The following is a 16,119-nucleotide window of genomic DNA, read 5'->3' as shown; positions in this document are numbered from 1 at the left end:
TCGCGGAAAAACACGTAAATATGTTGACACCAAACCCGGACATTCACGGGCACGGCGCTGGCGGAAAGAGGAGAATGCCATGGCGGTCCACATCGACTGGCGTGATGACGTCGCAATCATGGTGATCGACCGCGTCGAAGCGCGCAACGCGCTGAACGCGGGTGTGATTGCAGACATCGGCCGCGCGCTCGATACCGTCGCAGCCTCGCACGCTTCCGCGCTGGTCATCGTGGGCGCGGGCGACCGCGCCTTCTGCGCAGGCGCCGACATCAAGGAAATCGAGGGCCGCACACGGGAAGAGCAGCACCGCGCGGTGCTGCTTGGTCAGTCGACGTTCGCCAAGCTCGATCACCTCCCGATGCCGTCCATCGCCGTCATCCGGGGCTTCGCGCTCGGCGGCGGCCTCGAACTCGCCATGGCGTGCACCTTCCGCATCGCGCTGCCCGACGCAAAGCTGGGCCTCCCGGAGATCAAGCTCGGCCTCATCCCCGGATACGGCGGCACCCAGCGCCTGCCCCGGCTCGTGGGGCCGGCGCGTGCCGCCGAGCTCATCCTCTCCGGGCGAACGATCGATGCCACGGAAGCCGAGCGCATCGGCCTGGTCCAGGCGGTCGTCGAAGGGGACGACGCAACCGCGGCCGGGCTCGCCTTCGCAGCACGCTTCACCGCATTCAGCCGGAGCACAAGCCTTCTGGCACGCCAGGCGATCGAGGCGGCATCCACCCTCCCGCTTGCAGCAGGCCTTGACGCGGAAGCCGACCTGCTCGCCGAAGCCTTCGTCTCCGCCGATGCACGGGAAGGGATCGCCGCGTTCCGGGAAAAGCGGACGCCGCAGTTCAATCGCCAGCCAGTGAACGCATAGGAAGCGCCGGCGGGCGCCCGGCAGAACCAGCGTCGCCCGCCTAGCCCAGCTTCACATTCCGCATATTGGTGAGCAGCTTGTTCAGAAAATGGACGCAGGCAACCTTGTCGTCGAAGCTGAAATCATGGATGGACTGGGCATAGAAGGCTTCGATCGTCGCCTGCAGCCCGTTCCAGAAGGCCCAGCCGCCCTCGGTCATGGTCACGCGGCGGGTGCGCTTGTCCGTGGCATCGGGCACGCGAACGACATGGCCGTCGCGTTCCAGCCTGGTGAGCACACCATCGAGGTTCTGCCGGCTGACCGCCAGGTGTTCGGCCAGCTGAGTCACCGTCATGCCCTCCTGATAGCGAGGACTTGAGAGGGCCCCCAGGACAGCCCACTGAACAGAGCTGATCCCGACCTCCTGGGCGGCCTGCCGCTGAAGCATGTTTCCGACCTGGAAAACGCGAAAAAACAGCCGGTTGTGCAGCGCCGTGAGGCTTGTGGAGGCTGCAGCGGACGTCGAACGGTTCTTCATCTCGGTTCCGTCATGCGCTCGGGTTGCGCTTCGCCCCATGCCAGCACCCGCCCGAGCCATTCGCAGCCAAAACTACTTTCGGCTCCTGCACATTACAATGCGGAGACCGCCCGGCGGGCGGGTCCACCGGGCGGCCTCCGGGCGCCTCTCACTGCAGCGCCACGCAGTCGCCCATCGGCTTGAAGGCCTGCTCCGGCGCAATGGTCGCGACCAGCTTGTAGAGATCCCATTCCGATTTGGATTCGCCGGGTGTTTTCACCTCAAAGACGAACATGTCGTGCAGCTTGCGGCCATCCTTGCGGATCATGCCGTTGCCGAAGGCCGGATCGGAGGTCGGCATCGCCTTCATCTTCCGGACAACCTCGGCGCCATCGGTCTTGGAGCCGAGCGCCGCGACCGCCTTCAGGTAGTGCAGCGTGGCGGAATAAGCCCCTGCCTGTGCCGAACTCGGCATCTTGCCCCGCGCCCGCTCGGCAAACTTCTGGGACCACCCTCGCGTTGCCGAATTCAGATCCCAGTAGAAGGGCTCGGTGACGACCAGACCCTGCGCAGCATTGAGGCCGAGGCTGCGCACATCCGTGATCATGACCAGCAGGCCGGCGAGCTTCATCCCGGACCGCGCGATGCCGAACTCCGAGGCCTGCTTGACCGTGTTGATCATGTCGAGCCCCGCATTGGCGAGCCCGAGCACGTTTGCCCCCGAAGACTGGGCCTGCAACAGAAAGGGCGAGAAGTCCGCCGTATTGAGCGGAGCGCGCACCTGCCCGACGACCTTGCCGCCTTCGCTTTCGACGACGCGCGTGGTGTCGCGCTCCAAGGCGTGCCCGAATGCATAGTCCGCAGTAATGAAAAACCATTTGCTGCCACCGGACTTGGCGAGGGCCCGGCCGGTCCCCTGACTCATGGCGTAGGTATCGTATGTCCACAGAACCGTCGTAGGCGCGCAGGCCTTCCCGTAAAGATCGGGGCTCGCAGGACCGGAGGCCAGAAACACCTTGTTGCGCTCGCGCGCGATCTGGTTCACCGCGAAAGCCACGGCTGAATTGGTGATGTCCACCACCGCATCGACGTCGCCCTGATCGTACCACTTGCGGACGATCGCCGAACCGATGTCCGCCTTATTCTGATGGTCGCCGAAGATCACGTCGACCTTGACGCCCGGATTGCTCGCCTCGAACTCTTCCGCGGCAAGCTTGGTTGCCGTGATGGAGCCCTCCCCAGACAGCGAAGCGTAAGGGCCGGTGAGATCCGTCAGAACGCCGACCCTCACAGTCATCTCGGCATAGGCAATGGATCCCGCGAAGAGCGAGAGAGCCATCGCGGCGGCAATCCGGAGCATGGTCGTTTCCCCCATTTATCGTTAGGGAAACGACGATGTCAGCAGCCTGACTTTCAGTCAATATATTGCGCATACCACGCACGATGGACAGCGTCTGGAATTCTAAATTATTATATTTGCGTTGATTTTTGTCCAGCAGCAATCGCCCCGAGAGAATTTATGTCAACTTATATACTCCAAGGCGTACCTGGCGCGTTCGCTTTCCAGCAGCCCTCAGGTGCCCATTGAACACACCTGTGCTTTTCGTGATGGCCGACCGCAAAGCGCAGTCGGTCATGCTATCGGGTGGCCAGCAAGGCACTGCCGAGACAGACCAGACGCATTCTGGAGGAACACGCATGACGATCACCGCAGAACGCCTGGAAGGCGCTCGGATGATCCGGGAGAGCGCCGCGGGCATCGCGGACCGCGGGGATGTCGGCCGCGCCCGAAAGCTCCGCTTTTCCGAGACAGGCTTTGATCGACAGATTCTCAAAGAGATGTGCCATCTCGGCTGGCTGGGGCTTCGCCTGCCGGAATCGGACGGAGGCTCCGGTCTCGGAATGCTGGAAATGTGCGCGCTGGCAGAGGAGCTGGGTGCCGCAATCGTCCCGGAGCCGCTGATCCCGGCCGCCCTCGCGGTGCGCGTCCTGGCCGAGCCTGAGCGCACGGCGGCGCTGGAGGGGCGCCTCGTCGTCCTTCCAGCCTTCCAGGAACAGGCCGCCGATCCCTACGCGGCCCCGGCAACCTCCGTGCAGCAGGGCCGGATCAGCGGCCGCAAGCTGTTCGTTCCTTCGCCCCGTGGGGCGGATGCGTTCGTGGTGACAAGCCGGGAGGGATCTTTCCTCGTGCGTTCGGACGCACCGGGCCTGGTGATCGAGGCTGTCACCATGCAGGACGGAAGCCATTCGGGAACGTTGGTGCTCAAAGACGTGCCCGCGGAGAAGCTCCCGGGGCGGCTCGAAGATGGGCTGGACGATGCCTGCCTCGCCACCGCGGCCTACCTGCTGGGTCTCGCCGACGCGGTGCTGGAGCGCACCGTCGCGTACCTGAAGGTGCGCAAGCAGTTCGGCGCCGTTATCGGCACCTTCCAGGCCCTGCAGCACCGCTGCGTCGACCTGAAGCTCCAGGCCGTTCTCGCCCGCGTCAGCGTCGAGGATGCAGCGCGGATCGCGGATACGAACGTCGGCATCGACGAGCGCCGCGCAGCTGTCTCGCGCGCCAAGGCCCGCGCCTCGGACGCGGCCCTTCTGGTGGCGCGTCAAGCCGTGCAACTCCACGGAGGCATCGGCTTCACAGACGAATGCGATATCGGCCTCTACCTGCGGAAGGCGATGGTGCTCGCCCCCGCGTTCGGCGGCTCGGCCTTTCACCGCGCCCGCTTCGCCGCGCTGACGTTCGGCGACGGCGCCGAGGCCAGCCCCGCCCCCGCTCGGACTGCCTGAGGAAGCGCACATGACCACTTCGCTCTACCGGCTCGACGATTTCGATGCCCTCGACGACGAGGCGTTCCGCGCGCTCGCACGGGCCTTCCTGAAGGAGCACTATCCGCAAGATCTGCGGAACCCGCCCAAGCGGCTGCACTGGGACGAAATCCGGTGCTGGTACATGACCCTTTCGGCCCACGGATGGCTGGCGCCGGGCTGGCCCCGCACCCATGGCGGCATGGGGCTGTCTGCCGCCAAGCAGCTGATCTACATGGAGGAGTTCGAGCAGTTCGGAGCCGCCCGAATGCCGGACCACGGCATCATGCTGCTCGGGCCGCTCCTCATCCGCTACGGCAGCACGACGCAGCAGCAGGAATTCCTGCCGAAGATCATCTCCGGCGAGCACATCTGGTGCCAGGGCTACAGCGAGCCCAACGCCGGGTCCGACCTCGCCAACGTGCAGACCCGGGCGGTGCTCGATGGCGAGCACTGGGTGGTCAACGGCCAGAAGATCTGGACCACGCTGGCCCAGGACGCGGACTGGATCTTCATGCTGGTTCGCACCGATCCGGCGGCCCGCAAGCAGGAAGGCATCAGCTTCCTGCTCGTTCCCATGAACAGCCCCGGCGTCACCGTGCGGCCGATCCTGAACCTCGAGATGCAGGACGAGTTCTGCGAGGTCTTTTTCGACGACGTGCGAGTGCCGCGCGAGAACCTCGTCGGCGAGATCAACAAGGGCTGGAGCATGGCCAAGGCGCTGCTCGGCTTCGAGCGCATCTTCCTCGGCTCGCCCCGGCAGTCGGCCAATGCGCTGGAGCGGCTCAAGGTGCTGGCGCAGCATGTAGGATGCTGGACCGAACCGGTGTTCCGCGACCGCTATGCCCGCCTCGCCCTCGATCTCGCCGACCACAAGGCCCTCTACGAGCATTTCGCAGACATCCTCAGGGCCGGCGGGCAGCTCGGGCCGGACATCTCGTTCCTGAAGCTGCACCAGGGCGAACTCTACCAGCGCATCACCGAGCTGATGCTGGAGATCGGCGGCGAGGCGGCCGCCGGGCTCGAACCGATCAACGGCAACCGGGACCTCAATCCCGCAGGCCAGTTCCTGGCGGCGCGCGCGTCCACGATCTACGGCGGCGCGAGCGAGGTCCAGCGCAACATTCTGGCGAAGAACGTCCTCGGCCTGCCGGGCTGAGCCGCGCGCCGCCTCCGGTTCCATTTTTAGCGCCCGGGCGCTCCATTGAGCCGGGCAGCACAGAGCAAACAGGATGACGACGATGACTGCTCACGATTCGGGCTTGCACGACAGCATCCGGGAAGAAGTCCGAAAGCTGTGCGCGCGCTTCCCGGCAAACTACTGGCGCAAGCTCGACGAGGCCCGCGCTTACCCCACCGACTTTGTCCGCGCCCTGACGGAAGCGGGCTACCTCTCGGTTCTCATTCCCGAGGAGTACGGCGGCACGGGCCTCGGCGTGTCGGCCGCGGCGGCGATCCTGGAAACCATCCAGGCCGAGGGCTGCAACGGCGCCGCCTGCCATGCCCAGCTCTACATCATGGGCACGATCCTGCGGCACGGCTCCGAAGCGCAGAAGCGTCGATACCTGCCCAAGATCGCCACGGGGGAGCTGCGCCTGCAGGCCTTCGGCGTGACAGAGCCGACGAGCGGCACAGACACCAGCTCGCTGCGGACGTTCGCCCGCCGCGACGGCGATCGCTACATCGTCAACGGTCAGAAGATCTGGACCAGCCGGGCGGAGCATTCCGACCTCATGCTCTTGCTCGCCCGCACCACGCCGCGCGATCAGGTGACCAAGAAGACGGACGGCATCTCCGTCTTCATCGTGGACATGCGCACGGCGCTCGGCAACGGGCTCACCATCCGGCCCATCCGCACCATGATGAACCACAGCACCTGCGAGGTGTTCTTCGACAACATGGAAGTGCCCGCCGAAAATCTCGTCGGCGAGGAGGGCAAGGGCTTCCGCTACATCCTCTCGGGGATGAACGCCGAGCGCATCCTGATCGCCGCCGAGTGCGTCGGCGATGCCAAGTGGTTCACCGATACGTCCGTGAAGTATGCGCGCGAGCGGCAGGTCTTCGGCAAGCCCATCGGCGGCAACCAGGGCATTCAGTTCCCCATCGCCAAAGCCTATGCGGCCATGCGCGCGGCCGAGCTGATGGTGCATGACGCTGCGCGGCGCTACGAGGCCGGGCTCGACTGCGGCGCCGAGGCCAACATGGCGAAGATGCTGGCGGCCGATGCCTCCTGGGAGGCGGCGAACGTGTGCCTGCAGACCCACGGCGGCTTCGGCTTCGCCGAGGAATACGACGTGGAACGCAAGTTCCGCGAGACCCGCCTCTATCAGGTCGCCCCCATCTCCACGAACCTGATCCTCGCCTACGTCGCCGAGCATGTGCTCGGTCTACCCCGCAGCTACTGAAACGCGGCGGATTGCAAAGGATGACCCGCATGCGACGCGCAGCCATTGTCGCCCCCCTCCGCACGCCGGTGGGCCTGTTCGGCGGCTCCCTCAGGAATGTGTCGACGGAGAAGCTCGGCGCCCTGGTGATCAAGGCCGTGCTTGAGAAGTCAGGGGTCGACCCCGCCCGGATCGAGGACGCCGTCTTCGCCCAGTCCTATGCCAACAGCGAGACGCCCTGTGTCGGACGCTGGCTGGCGCTGGAAGCCGGCCTGCCGATCGAGGTGCCCGGCATGCAGCTCGACCGGCGCTGCGGCGGCGGGCTTCAAGCGATCTCGACAGCCGCCATGATGGTTTCCACCGGCGCCTGCGATGTCGTGCTCGCCGGCGGCATCGAATGCATGAGCCATATCGAGCACTACACCACCGGCGCACGCTGGGGCACGCGCTCGGGCGGCCTGCAGCTCCACGACCGGCTCGACCGGGGCCGCGAGCGATCCCAGCCGGAATGGCGCTTCGGCCGCATCTCCGGCATGGTGGAGACGGCGGAGAACCTTGCCCGAGAATACGGGATCACCCGCGAGGCGGCGGACGCATTCGCCGTCGAAAGCCATCGGAAGGCGAGCGCCGCGTGGGATGCCGGCCTGTTCGCGGACGAGGTGGTGCCGGTGCCCGTGCCGCAGAAGAAGGGCGAGCCGCTGTTCTTTCGGCGAGACGAGGGCATCCGGCCGGACGCCAGCATCGAAAGTCTGGCAAAGCTCAGGCCCGTCATGAAGGACGGCACGGTCACCGCCGGCAACGCCAGCCAGCAGAACGATGCCGCCGCGGCCTGCCTGGTGGTGGCAGAGGACAAGCTGGCCGAGCTGGGCCTGGAGCCCCTCGGCTTCTTCGTCGGATGGGCGGCTGCCGGCTGCGAGCCGGCGACCATGGGCATCGGACCGGTACCGGCGACGGCCCGCGTCCTCGCCAAGGCAGGGCTTTCCCTCGCCGACATGGACCTCGTGGAACTCAACGAAGCCTTCGCGGTGCAGGTGCTCTCGGTGCTGAAGGCGTGGCATTTCGAGGACATGGGCCGGCTGAATGTGAACGGGTCCGGCATTTCGCTTGGCCACCCGATCGGTGCCAGCGGGGTGCGCATCATGACGACGCTGCTGCACGAGATGAAGCGGCGCGGTGCCCGCTATGGTCTCGAGACCATGTGCGTCGGCGGTGGACAGGGCATGGCGGCCATCTTCGAGCGGGCTTGAGTTCATGCCGGTCGAACTCGACGCCGCCACGCCGGATCTCGCGCGCTTCGTGGAGGCCGGCGACACCATTTGCTGGGGGCAGGCTGCGGCGGAGCCCCTCACCCTCACCCGCGCCCTCATGGCGCAGCGCGCGGCGATCGGCGGCTTTACCGCCTTCATCGGTGTCAGCTGGAGCGACACCGTCGACGTGGCGTTCACGGATCACGTTCGGTTCGTGTCGTATTGCGGCACGGGTCTCAACCGGCACCTCGCCGCTGCGGACAGGCTTGATATCCTGCCCGTGCACTATTCCACGCTCGGGGACGTGCTGAGCCAAAGCGTGGACGTCCTCATGCTTCAGCTCACACCGCCGGACCACGAGGGGCGGTACGGTTTCGCCCTCGCCTGTGAATACCTCGCCCCGCTGGTCGAGCGCGCCCGGGTCGTCATCGCGGAAGTGAACGAGGATGCCCCTGCCATCCCCTGTGCTCAGACCCTCGGGCCTGACGACATCGATGCGGTGGTGCACACGGCCCGCCCGCTGAGCGAACCGCCGGCGATCTCCACCGGCGAGACCGAGGCGCGGATCGCCGCGCACGTGGCTGCCCTCGTGGAGGATCGCGCAGTGCTCCAGGTCGGCCTCGGTGCCCTGCCGGATCGGATCGCACGGCAATTGTCCGGTCATCGCGACCTCGGCATCCATACCGGGCTTATCAACGACGGGCTCGGCTATCTGATCGAGCGGGGCGCCGTCACCAATGCCTTCAAGACACGCGATGCCGGCATTTCCGTCACCGGCCTGGTGGCGGGAACGCAGCGACTGACACGGCTCCTGCACCGCAATCCATCGGTCCGGCTCGCGCCGACATCCTATACCCATGATCCCACGGTGCTCGCGGGAATGAACCGCTTCACTGCCATCAATTCGGCCGTGGAGGTGGACCTCACGGGTCAGGTCAACGCCGAAGTGGCGGCCGGACGCTACGTCGGCGCCGTGGGCGGCGCCGCCGATTTTCTGCGGGGTGCCGCGCGATCCCTGCGCGGACTGCCGATCATCGCCCTGCCCGCGACCGCCCGTGGACCGAATGGCCCGGTCAGCCGCATCGTCGCCCGGCTGGACGGACCGGTCAGCACCGCGCGGTCGGATGCAGGCGTGTTCGTAACGGAATACGGCGCCGCGGACCTGCGCGGCCTGTCGCTCGCACAGCGGGTCAGCCGCATGGTGGAGATCGCCGCGCCGCAGTTCCGCGAAGAGCTGGAGCGCGACGCCTTCGCCAGCTTGAGGGCACGATAGGACGCCGGCCCCAGGGGGCGCGAGCACACATATGAGGGATCGCGCCTGGGGCCATGGACAGGGCGGCGCGCCCCATGACAATGCCCCACCGGTTTGAATGCGCTGCTGGACCGTCTCGGCAGATTCACACGTGGCTGGAGCTTCACATGATCAGGTTTGATGGAAGGGTCGCGCTCGTGACGGGCGCAGGCGCCGGGCTTGGGCGCGCGCACGCCCTTCTGCTCGCCTCGCGGGGCGCGAAGGTGGTCGTCAACGACTTCGGCGGGAACGTCGACGGCGCAGGCGGATCGGAGCGCGCCGCGGACCGCGTGGTGGAGGAAATCCGTTCAGCCGGCGGGCAGGCCGCGGCCAATTACGCGAGCGTCAGCGATCGCGCGGGGGCCGAATCCATCGTGCAGACTGCGCTCGACCATTTCGGCCGCATCGATATCGTGGTCAACAATGCCGGGATCATCCGCGACAAGTCTTTTGCCAAGATGACGCTCGATGATTTCGAGCTGGTCCTCAATGTTCACCTGCTCGGCACCGTCTATGTGACCAAGGCGGCCTGGCCGCATCTACTGGCGCAAGGCTATGGCCGGGTGATCCTGACCACGTCCGGCTCCGGTCTCGTCGGCAATTTCGGCCAGACCAACTACAGTGCGGCGAAGGCCGGCATGATCGGCTTCATGAACAATCTGAAGATCGAAGGCGCGAAGGCGAACGTGAAGGTAAATGCCATCTCTCCCGTCGCCGAGACCCGCATGACCCAGGGCCTGAATGCGCCGAGCCTGCAGGATATCCTGCGGCCCGAACAGGTATCCCCCGCCGTGGCGTGGCTCGCGAGCGAGGCCTGCGACGTCACGGGTGAGATCATCGCGGCCGGAGGCGGATATTTTTCCCGCGTGAAGCTCGTGAAGGCGACCGGCGCCGTGATCGACGGCTCGCGCGAGCGGAACGTCACCATCGAGGACTTCGCCGAGAACAAGACGCGCATCTTCGACCTGACCGACGCCCAGCCCTACGAGCGCACCCTCGACGACCACGTGCTGGCGCGCATGGGCGTCAAGTGACGCCCGCGGCTCCACATTGCGGTCGATGATGCCGGGTCGGGCCTGCCCGGCCCGGCTCCACCGACGTGCGCCGTCCTGAGAGCCGCTTCACTCCTGGAACACGGTCTCCCGCCGGCTGCGAAGCGAGGGCAGAACGAGGGTAGCCAGCAGCAGCACAGCCACGATCAGCAAGGAGAGGCTGATGGGCCGGGACAGGAAGATCATCGGGTCCCCGCGCGAGAGCAACATGGCGCGGCGTAGATTCTCTTCCATCATGGGGCCGAGCACGAAGCCGAGTGCGAGCGGTGCCGGCTCGCAGCCGACGCGGATGAGCGCATAGCCCACCAAGCCGATAAACGCCGTCATCCCCACGTCGAACGTGCTGTTGTGCACGCTGTAGACGCCGATCGCGCAGAATACGACGATGGCCGGATAGAGCAGACGGTAGGGCACGCTCAGCAGCTTGATCCAGATTCCGATCAAGGGAAGATTGATGACGACCAGCATCAGGTTTCCGACCCACATGGAAGCGATCATGCCCCAGAACAACTGTGGGCGTTCAGTCATCACCTGCGGTCCGGGAGCGATACCCTGCATCGTCATGGCGCCGATCAGCATGGCCATGATGACGTTGGACGGAATGCCGAGGGTCAGCATGGGAATGAAGGAGGTCTGAGCCCCCGCGTTGTTGGCGGATTCAGGACCGGCGACGCCTTCCACCGCGCCCCGGCCGAATTCCTGCGGGTGCTTCGAGAGCTTCTTTTCCAGTGTATAGGCCGCGAACGACGAGAGGAGCGCTCCGCCGCCGGGCAGGATGCCAAGAACTGACCCGAGCGCCGTGCCGCGCAACGTGGCAGGCCAGGCGCGCGCGAAATCCGAACGGCTGGGCCACAGGCGGCTCACCGTGCTCGCAAGCACGGTTCGCTCGTCCTCGTGCCGTGAGAGATTCATGATGATCTCGCTGAAGCCGAAGATGCCCATCGCCAGCGGCACGAAGTCGATGCCGTCCGATAGATCCGGGATGCCGAATGCGAAGCGCTGCACGCCGGTGTTCACGTCCGTGCCGATCAGGCCGAGGAGCAGGCCGAGGGCCACCATGGCAAACGCCTTGATGAGCGAGCCGTGCGCCAGCACCATGGCCCCGACGAGGCCGAGCACCATGAGGGAAAAGTAGTCAGCGGGCTGAAACGCGAGGCCCACCTGGGACAGTCCGGGTGCGAACAAGGCGATGAGAACCGTCGCAACAGTGCCGGCGAAGAACGATCCGAGCGCCGCGATCGCAAGCGCCGAGCCCGCCCTGCCCTGTCGCGCCATCTGGTAGCCGTCGATGCAGGTCACGGCCGACGAGCTCTCGCCGGGCAGGTTGACGAGGATGGCGGTGGTCGAACCTCCGTATTGTGCGCCGTAATAGATGCCCGCGAGCATGATCAGGGCGCCCTCGGGGGGCGCATAGAAGGTCAGCGGCAACAGCATCGCCATGGTGGCGACCGGCCCGAGGCCGGGCAGCACGCCGATCAGCGTGCCCACCAGGCAGCCCGCCAGCGCAAACATCAGGTTCGAGGGAGCGAGGGCGACGGAGAAGCCCATTGCGAGGTTGGAGAAGATCTCGGTCATGGCGCGGGGCTCAGAGGGAGGGCCAAAGTGGGATGTTGAGCTTCAGCCCGTAGACGAAGACGAGGGCAGAGATGGCCGCCACAGCCGCGGCCAGGCCGAGCGTCTCCCCCATGCGACGGCCGGCAATGCCGGCGCTCGCAACCGCAACGACCGCGAAAGTGGTGAACACCAGCCCGACCCGGTCCAGCAGAAGGGCGAAGACAGCCACGGCGCCGAGCACGAAGACGAGCGGGCGCAGAGGCATCGCGCGCAGTCTCGGTCCCTCGGTGAGCAGGCTGCGTGCGCTCAGGCAGATGCCGGCAATCCCGACGAAGGCCGCAAGCACGCGCGGGGCGTAGCCGGGCCCCATGCGCAGGGCTGTCCCGACGGCGAGGTCGCTTCCCGCAACCAGGAAGAATGCGGCAATGGCGATCAGGAGCGCGCCGCACCAGAAGTCCTCGGCGCCGAGGAATTTGAGATTCATGCTTCTCCCTTCCGGGCTTCGTATTCGCCGCGATCCGGCGGGCTCTGGAGCGGGGAAGACTTCGTGCCGGGTGCCTCAGGGTCAAGCGCTTGCCGCACCGGAACGGGAAAAGACACAACCGTGCTCAATAGGTGGCGCAGGCCTGCTTGACACGTCCGCCAAGCGCTATTCAGATATGTAAATAGCGTTCATAAACGGCGGAACAGCCGTGTTGCCAAGGGAGGGTTGTCATGCTCATTCAAGTGTCCGCGACCGGGGCAGATCAAGCACACGTCGTGAAATCAGCCGTCAGGACCCTGGAAATTCTTGAATACTTCGACGAGATCCGCTGCCCTGCAAATGTCGTTACCGTTTCCGAGGCCCTCGGCTATCCCCAGTCCAGCACCGCGGCTCTTCTGCGCAGCATGGCGACGATGGGCTACCTTCAGTATGACGCGCGGGCGCGAACCTATCTGCCGACCGACCGTGTCTCGCTGCTGGGCAGCTGGATCTCTCCTTCGCTGTTCGAAGACGGAGCGCTTCTTCGGATGATGCGGGCCATCCAGAAACGGACTGGCCAGCTCGTCCTGATCGGCGCGCGGAATGGCGATTTCGCCCAGTACGTTCATGTGCTCAAGCAGCCAGAGGCGGTGGCCCACCATATCCAAACAGGCATGAAACGACCGCTGGCGACATCCGGCGTCGGCCACGCGCTGCTCTCGGCGCTGCCGGATCAGGACGTGCGTCGCCTCGTCCATCGCCTGAATGCCTACGCCACCGAGGCGCAGGAAAAAGTCGACATCGCCGAGCTCCTGCCCCAGCTCACGCGCGTCCGGCGGCGGGGATATGCCTTCTCGAAGCACCGCGTCGTGGAAAACTACGGCATGATCGCCATCAAGCTGCCGTCCGAACTGGCCTCGCGGCTGCTGGTCATCGGCATCGGCGGTTGCGTGGACACGCTCCAGGCCCGTGAAGGCGAGCTGGTGACGGTCGCGCGGGAGGAGATGGCAAACTATCTCGCCAACAAGGGGGCAGATAGTGAAGGGGAATTCCGGCTTCGCCTCGTGTCGGACCAGCCGGCGGTGACCCCGCCCCAGATGCAGGAAGCGGCGGGCTGAGGCCTCTGCGGCCAGGAGAGAGCGCGGACCGACCAGACCGAGCCCCCTCGGGGAACGTTCTTGCGGCAGGAACTGGCGGCCGGGGTGGATTGCACCTGCCGGCCGCGTCCCCCTGCGCAACATTGACGACGAGGGTATCGATCCATTGCGGACTCGCCCTCAGCGTCCCTTGAATTCCGGGGGACGCTTCTCGACGAACGCCTTCAGCCCTTCTCCGGCGTCCTCGCTGGCGCGCAGACGCGCGCGAATGGCGTCGAACTCCGCCGCAGCGGTCGCCGCCCCGGCATCGAGCGCGCGCCGCGCATTGGCCATGGTCGCGCGCACGGACAGAGGCGCCGCGGACGTCGCGATGACGTCGGCGATCTGCCGGGCACGGGCGAACTCCTCGCCGGCGGCAACCACGTCTTGAACCAGCCCCAGCCGCAGCGCCGTCGAAGCGTCCCATTCGTCTCCAGTGAGCAGATAACGCATGGCGTTGCCCCAGCCCGCGCGCTCCACCATTCGGATGGTCGCCCCGCCTGCCGCCATGATGCCCCTTTGAACCTCGTGCTGGCGGAACCGGCAGTCGTCCGCAGCAACGACGATGTCGGCTGATAGCATCAGCTCGACGCCGACCGTGTAGCAGATGCCCTTCACCGCCACGACAAGGGGCTTGCTGCGCAACGGCGGTCGCAGGTTCCAGATGTCGAGCTTGTCACGGGGATAGACCTCCTCCCCCCGGTTCCAGGCCGCCGAGACCTGGGCGAGGTCGAGCCCGGCCGTGAAGTGGCGCCCCTCCGCATGAAGCAGGGTGACGCGGGCCTCGTCATCGTGCTCCGCCTCGGTCAGCGCTGCCGCAAGCTCGCCGATCATCTTCGGCGTGAAGCCGTTGAGCTTCGCCGGGCGGTCGATGCGAACGAGCCGCACCGCCCCGTCGCGGTCGAGATGGACCGCGCCATCGGGATGAGACGTCGGGTGCTGCATGGTTCAGAACCCCTTGAAGACGACCTTGCCCACCGTCTCGCGCGCGGCCAGGCGCCGTGCACCTTCGGCAAAATCCCGGAAGGGCAGGACCACGTCCACGGCGGCTCGCATGCGCCCGAGCGCCATCAGATCGAAGGCTTCGCGGATGCCGTTCGCCAGGTCGGGATCGCGCGTGCGGAACAGGCGATCGAGGGACGAGCCATGGACTTCGATGTCCTTGAGCAACAGATAGTTCGCCGGAATCCGGGGAATGTGTCCGGAGGCGAAACCGACGATGACGAACCGCCCCCCCGGCTTCAGGCAGCGCAACAGCCCATCGACATCCGGGCCTCCGACCATGTCCACCACAACATCGACGTCGTCGATGCCTTCCGCCTTCAGCGCATCGCGAAGCGCCCCCTTGCCGGATGGCAGAAGGTCCGAGCGCACCACCACCTTTGCCCCCAACCGCGAAGCAACCTCGGCCTTAGCGGCGGAGGAGACGAGGGCCACTGCCACCGCACCGAGTTCAACGGCGTACTGAATGGCTGCGGTCCCCACCCCGCCCGCGGCGCCGGTGATGAGCACCCGTTGGCCGGGAGCCACGCGCCCCCTGAGTTTGAGCGCACCGACCACGGTGGCAAGCACGATGCCGCTCGCAGCGCCCACCACATCATCCACCGCGTCCGGCAAGGGCTGGCATGCATAATCCGGCGCGACCGCATATTCGGCAAAGGCGCCGAACGCCGGCTGCGCCGCCACGCGCTGGCCCACCATCAGTCCAGTCACCCCGTCCCCCAGAGCGACGACCTCGCCCGCGAGGTCGCGGCCGGGAACGAAGGGGACGGGCGGCTTCACCTGATACTTCCCCTCCAGCATGAGCAGATCCAGGAAATTGAGCGCGCTCGCTCCGGCGCGGATGAGCACCTCGCCGGTGCCGGGCGCCGGAACGGGCACTTGCGCGATCCGCACGGAGGCCGGCCCCTGATAGTCGGTCGCGACGAGCGCCTGCATGGAAGTCGGGATCACCGCGTCACTCCTCGTCGTCTTGGAACCGCGGTGGCCGCTTCTCGCGGAAGCTGGCGGTCCCCTCGCGGAAGTCGGCACCCGCGTTGGAGACCACCATGTCCCGGTTCGCCATCAGGACCGCCTCGTGCAGCGTCTGGAACGGCACCTCGTGGACCTGTTCCTTGATGACCCGCATCGAACGCGGCGAGCACCATTGTGCCATTTCGCGCGCATAGGCATAGGTCTCGTCAGCCAGCGTCGCGGCCGGGAACACCTTGTTCACGAGGCCAAGCTCCTTCGCCTCAGGCGCAAGCACCTTGCGGGCGGAGAGCAGCAGGTCCAGCGCATTGGCCTGGCCGACGACCCGGGCAAGGATCCAGGCCATGCCATATTCCGCCGAGAGCCCGCGTCGCGCGAACGCGGTGGTGAAGACTGCGGTGTCCGATGCAAAGCGCAGGTCGCAGGCGAGCGCATAGATGAGGCCAAGACCGGCCGTCGCGCCGTTGATCATGCCGATCACCGGCTTGCGCAGGCGCGGGAAATAGATGTGGCGCATCTGGTAGTCGACGCGCCGGTTCAGATCGAGCGGGCGTGGCAGCTTGGTCAGAAGGGCCTTCGGATCCGTCGCGCCAAATCCGCCGATGTCGCCGCCGGCGCAGAAGGCTCGTCCGGCACCGGTGAGAACAATGACGCGCGCGGCGCGGTCTCGATCCGCAAGCGACATCGCCTCGTGAAGCTCGGCCACGATCTGGTCATTGAGCGCGTTCATCTGCTCCGGACGGTGGAGCGTGACGGTGGCGACCCGGTCATCCACCACGTAGCGAATGGTCTTGAAGTCCATGCGTCGTGCCCCGGCTCTGCGTTCCTGCGTATCACTTAGCCGAACACAGCCCCGCGCCG

Annotated in this window: 15 protein-coding genes; 8 read left to right on the top strand and 7 right to left on the bottom strand. The window is 66.3% G+C overall.

What is annotated here, in order from left to right:
- Positions 1 to 79 precede the first annotated feature (79 nt).
- Positions 80 to 862: an enoyl-CoA hydratase/isomerase family protein gene (locus ACE3QW_RS04375; RefSeq protein ID WP_250167017.1), complete on the top strand. Its 783-nt coding sequence runs from the start codon at positions 80 to 82 to the stop codon at positions 860 to 862.
- A gap of 40 nt (positions 863 to 902) precedes the next feature.
- Here the strand turns inward: ACE3QW_RS04375 and ACE3QW_RS04370 are convergent, their stop codons facing one another.
- Together ACE3QW_RS04370 and ACE3QW_RS04365 are read right to left on the bottom strand one after the other, a co-directional pair.
- On the bottom strand, positions 903 to 1,379 hold the full coding sequence (locus tag ACE3QW_RS04370) for a MarR family winged helix-turn-helix transcriptional regulator (RefSeq protein WP_374250599.1): 477 nt from the start codon (positions 1,377 to 1,379) through the stop codon (positions 903 to 905).
- Positions 1,380 to 1,527: 148 nt separating this feature from the next.
- Entirely contained in the window at positions 1,528 to 2,718 is a 1,191-nt protein-coding gene (locus ACE3QW_RS04365) for an ABC transporter substrate-binding protein (RefSeq protein ID WP_374250598.1), read from the bottom strand.
- Positions 2,719 to 3,056: 338 nt separating this feature from the next.
- On the opposite strand from ACE3QW_RS04365, the gene ACE3QW_RS04360 reads away from it, so the two are divergent.
- The 6 genes from ACE3QW_RS04360 to ACE3QW_RS04335 all read left to right on the top strand — a co-directional run bounded on the left by ACE3QW_RS04360 (position 3,057) and on the right by ACE3QW_RS04335 (position 10,116).
- Positions 3,057 to 4,142, top strand: a complete 1,086-nt coding sequence (locus ACE3QW_RS04360) for an acyl-CoA dehydrogenase family protein (RefSeq protein ID WP_374250597.1) — start codon at positions 3,057 to 3,059, stop codon at positions 4,140 to 4,142.
- Between the two features lie 10 nt (positions 4,143 to 4,152).
- Positions 4,153 to 5,319: an acyl-CoA dehydrogenase family protein gene (locus ACE3QW_RS04355; protein WP_374250596.1), complete on the top strand. Its 1,167-nt coding sequence runs from the start codon at positions 4,153 to 4,155 to the stop codon at positions 5,317 to 5,319.
- Between the two features lie 82 nt (positions 5,320 to 5,401).
- Complete coding sequence (locus tag ACE3QW_RS04350) at positions 5,402 to 6,565, top strand: acyl-CoA dehydrogenase family protein (RefSeq protein ID WP_374250595.1); 1,164 nt, start codon at positions 5,402 to 5,404, stop codon at positions 6,563 to 6,565.
- 29 nt (positions 6,566 to 6,594) lie between these two features.
- The gene (locus ACE3QW_RS04345; protein ID WP_250167011.1) at positions 6,595 to 7,791 is read left to right on the top strand and encodes an acetyl-CoA C-acetyltransferase; all 1,197 of its coding nucleotides are present in this window, start codon (positions 6,595 to 6,597) and stop codon (positions 7,789 to 7,791) included.
- Positions 7,792 to 7,795: 4 nt separating this feature from the next.
- Positions 7,796 to 9,064 (top strand): acetyl-CoA hydrolase/transferase family protein, encoded by a 1,269-nt coding sequence (locus ACE3QW_RS04340; protein ID WP_374250594.1) that lies wholly within the window; start codon positions 7,796 to 7,798, stop codon positions 9,062 to 9,064.
- A 146-nt stretch (positions 9,065 to 9,210) separates the two neighbouring features.
- On the top strand, positions 9,211 to 10,116 hold the full coding sequence (locus ACE3QW_RS04335; protein WP_374250593.1) for an SDR family oxidoreductase: 906 nt from the start codon (positions 9,211 to 9,213) through the stop codon (positions 10,114 to 10,116).
- Between the two features lie 87 nt (positions 10,117 to 10,203).
- Here the strand turns inward: ACE3QW_RS04335 and ACE3QW_RS04330 are convergent, their stop codons facing one another.
- Together ACE3QW_RS04330 and ACE3QW_RS04325 are read right to left on the bottom strand one after the other, a co-directional pair.
- Positions 10,204 to 11,709 carry a tripartite tricarboxylate transporter permease gene (locus ACE3QW_RS04330; RefSeq protein WP_374250592.1) on the bottom strand — a complete coding sequence of 502 codons (1,506 nt, stop codon included), beginning with the start codon at positions 11,707 to 11,709 and terminating at the stop codon, positions 10,204 to 10,206.
- A 10-nt stretch (positions 11,710 to 11,719) separates the two neighbouring features.
- A complete protein-coding gene (locus tag ACE3QW_RS04325; RefSeq protein WP_250167007.1) occupies positions 11,720 to 12,172 on the bottom strand; it encodes a tripartite tricarboxylate transporter TctB family protein in 453 nt (150 codons plus the stop codon).
- 230 nt (positions 12,173 to 12,402) lie between these two features.
- On the opposite strand from ACE3QW_RS04325, the gene ACE3QW_RS04320 reads away from it, so the two are divergent.
- A complete protein-coding gene (locus ACE3QW_RS04320) occupies positions 12,403 to 13,269 on the top strand; it encodes an IclR family transcriptional regulator (RefSeq protein ID WP_374250591.1) in 867 nt (288 codons plus the stop codon).
- Between the two features lie 159 nt (positions 13,270 to 13,428).
- Here the strand turns inward: ACE3QW_RS04320 and ACE3QW_RS04315 are convergent, their stop codons facing one another.
- Genes ACE3QW_RS04315 through ACE3QW_RS04305 form a run of 3 tightly spaced genes read right to left on the bottom strand, consistent with a single transcriptional unit; the run spans position 13,429 to position 16,060 of the window.
- Positions 13,429 to 14,232 (bottom strand): crotonase/enoyl-CoA hydratase family protein, encoded by an 804-nt coding sequence (locus ACE3QW_RS04315; protein WP_374250590.1) that lies wholly within the window; start codon positions 14,230 to 14,232, stop codon positions 13,429 to 13,431.
- 3 nt (positions 14,233 to 14,235) lie between these two features.
- Complete coding sequence (locus ACE3QW_RS04310) at positions 14,236 to 15,240, bottom strand: zinc-binding dehydrogenase (protein WP_374250589.1); 1,005 nt, start codon at positions 15,238 to 15,240, stop codon at positions 14,236 to 14,238.
- Positions 15,241 to 15,244: 4 nt separating this feature from the next.
- Complete coding sequence (locus ACE3QW_RS04305) at positions 15,245 to 16,060, bottom strand: enoyl-CoA hydratase (protein ID WP_374250588.1); 816 nt, start codon at positions 16,058 to 16,060, stop codon at positions 15,245 to 15,247.
- Positions 16,061 to 16,119: the final 59 nt, after the last annotated feature.

It is taken from the genome of Xanthobacter sp. (assembly GCF_041911315.1).
Classification (GTDB): Bacteria; Pseudomonadota; Alphaproteobacteria; order Rhizobiales; family Xanthobacteraceae; genus Xanthobacter; species Xanthobacter aminoxidans.
Note: the sequence above shows the minus strand (reverse complement) of the source record. Positions and strands in the feature narration are given on the sequence as shown.

Excerpts from the sequence above, each read along its gene's own strand:
- ACE3QW_RS04375 (WP_250167017.1), top strand. The coding sequence starts at position 80 with ATGGCGGTCCACATCGACTGGCGTGATGACGTCGCAATCATGGTGATC.
- ACE3QW_RS04370 (WP_374250599.1), bottom strand. The coding sequence starts at position 1,379 with ATGAAGAACCGTTCGACGTCCGCTGCAGCCTCCACAAGCCTCACGGCG.
- ACE3QW_RS04365 (WP_374250598.1), bottom strand. The coding sequence starts at position 2,718 with ATGCTCCGGATTGCCGCCGCGATGGCTCTCTCGCTCTTCGCGGGATCC.
- ACE3QW_RS04360 (WP_374250597.1), top strand. The coding sequence starts at position 3,057 with ATGACGATCACCGCAGAACGCCTGGAAGGCGCTCGGATGATCCGGGAG.
- ACE3QW_RS04355 (WP_374250596.1), top strand. The coding sequence starts at position 4,153 with ATGACCACTTCGCTCTACCGGCTCGACGATTTCGATGCCCTCGACGAC.
- ACE3QW_RS04350 (WP_374250595.1), top strand. The coding sequence starts at position 5,402 with ATGACTGCTCACGATTCGGGCTTGCACGACAGCATCCGGGAAGAAGTC.
- ACE3QW_RS04345 (WP_250167011.1), top strand. The coding sequence starts at position 6,595 with ATGCGACGCGCAGCCATTGTCGCCCCCCTCCGCACGCCGGTGGGCCTG.
- ACE3QW_RS04340 (WP_374250594.1), top strand. The coding sequence starts at position 7,796 with ATGCCGGTCGAACTCGACGCCGCCACGCCGGATCTCGCGCGCTTCGTG.
- ACE3QW_RS04335 (WP_374250593.1), top strand. The coding sequence starts at position 9,211 with ATGATCAGGTTTGATGGAAGGGTCGCGCTCGTGACGGGCGCAGGCGCC.
- ACE3QW_RS04330 (WP_374250592.1), bottom strand. The coding sequence starts at position 11,709 with ATGACCGAGATCTTCTCCAACCTCGCAATGGGCTTCTCCGTCGCCCTC.
- ACE3QW_RS04325 (WP_250167007.1), bottom strand. The coding sequence starts at position 12,172 with ATGAATCTCAAATTCCTCGGCGCCGAGGACTTCTGGTGCGGCGCGCTC.
- ACE3QW_RS04320 (WP_374250591.1), top strand. The coding sequence starts at position 12,403 with ATGCTCATTCAAGTGTCCGCGACCGGGGCAGATCAAGCACACGTCGTG.
- ACE3QW_RS04315 (WP_374250590.1), bottom strand. The coding sequence starts at position 14,232 with ATGCAGCACCCGACGTCTCATCCCGATGGCGCGGTCCATCTCGACCGC.
- ACE3QW_RS04305 (WP_374250588.1), bottom strand. The coding sequence starts at position 16,060 with ATGGACTTCAAGACCATTCGCTACGTGGTGGATGACCGGGTCGCCACC.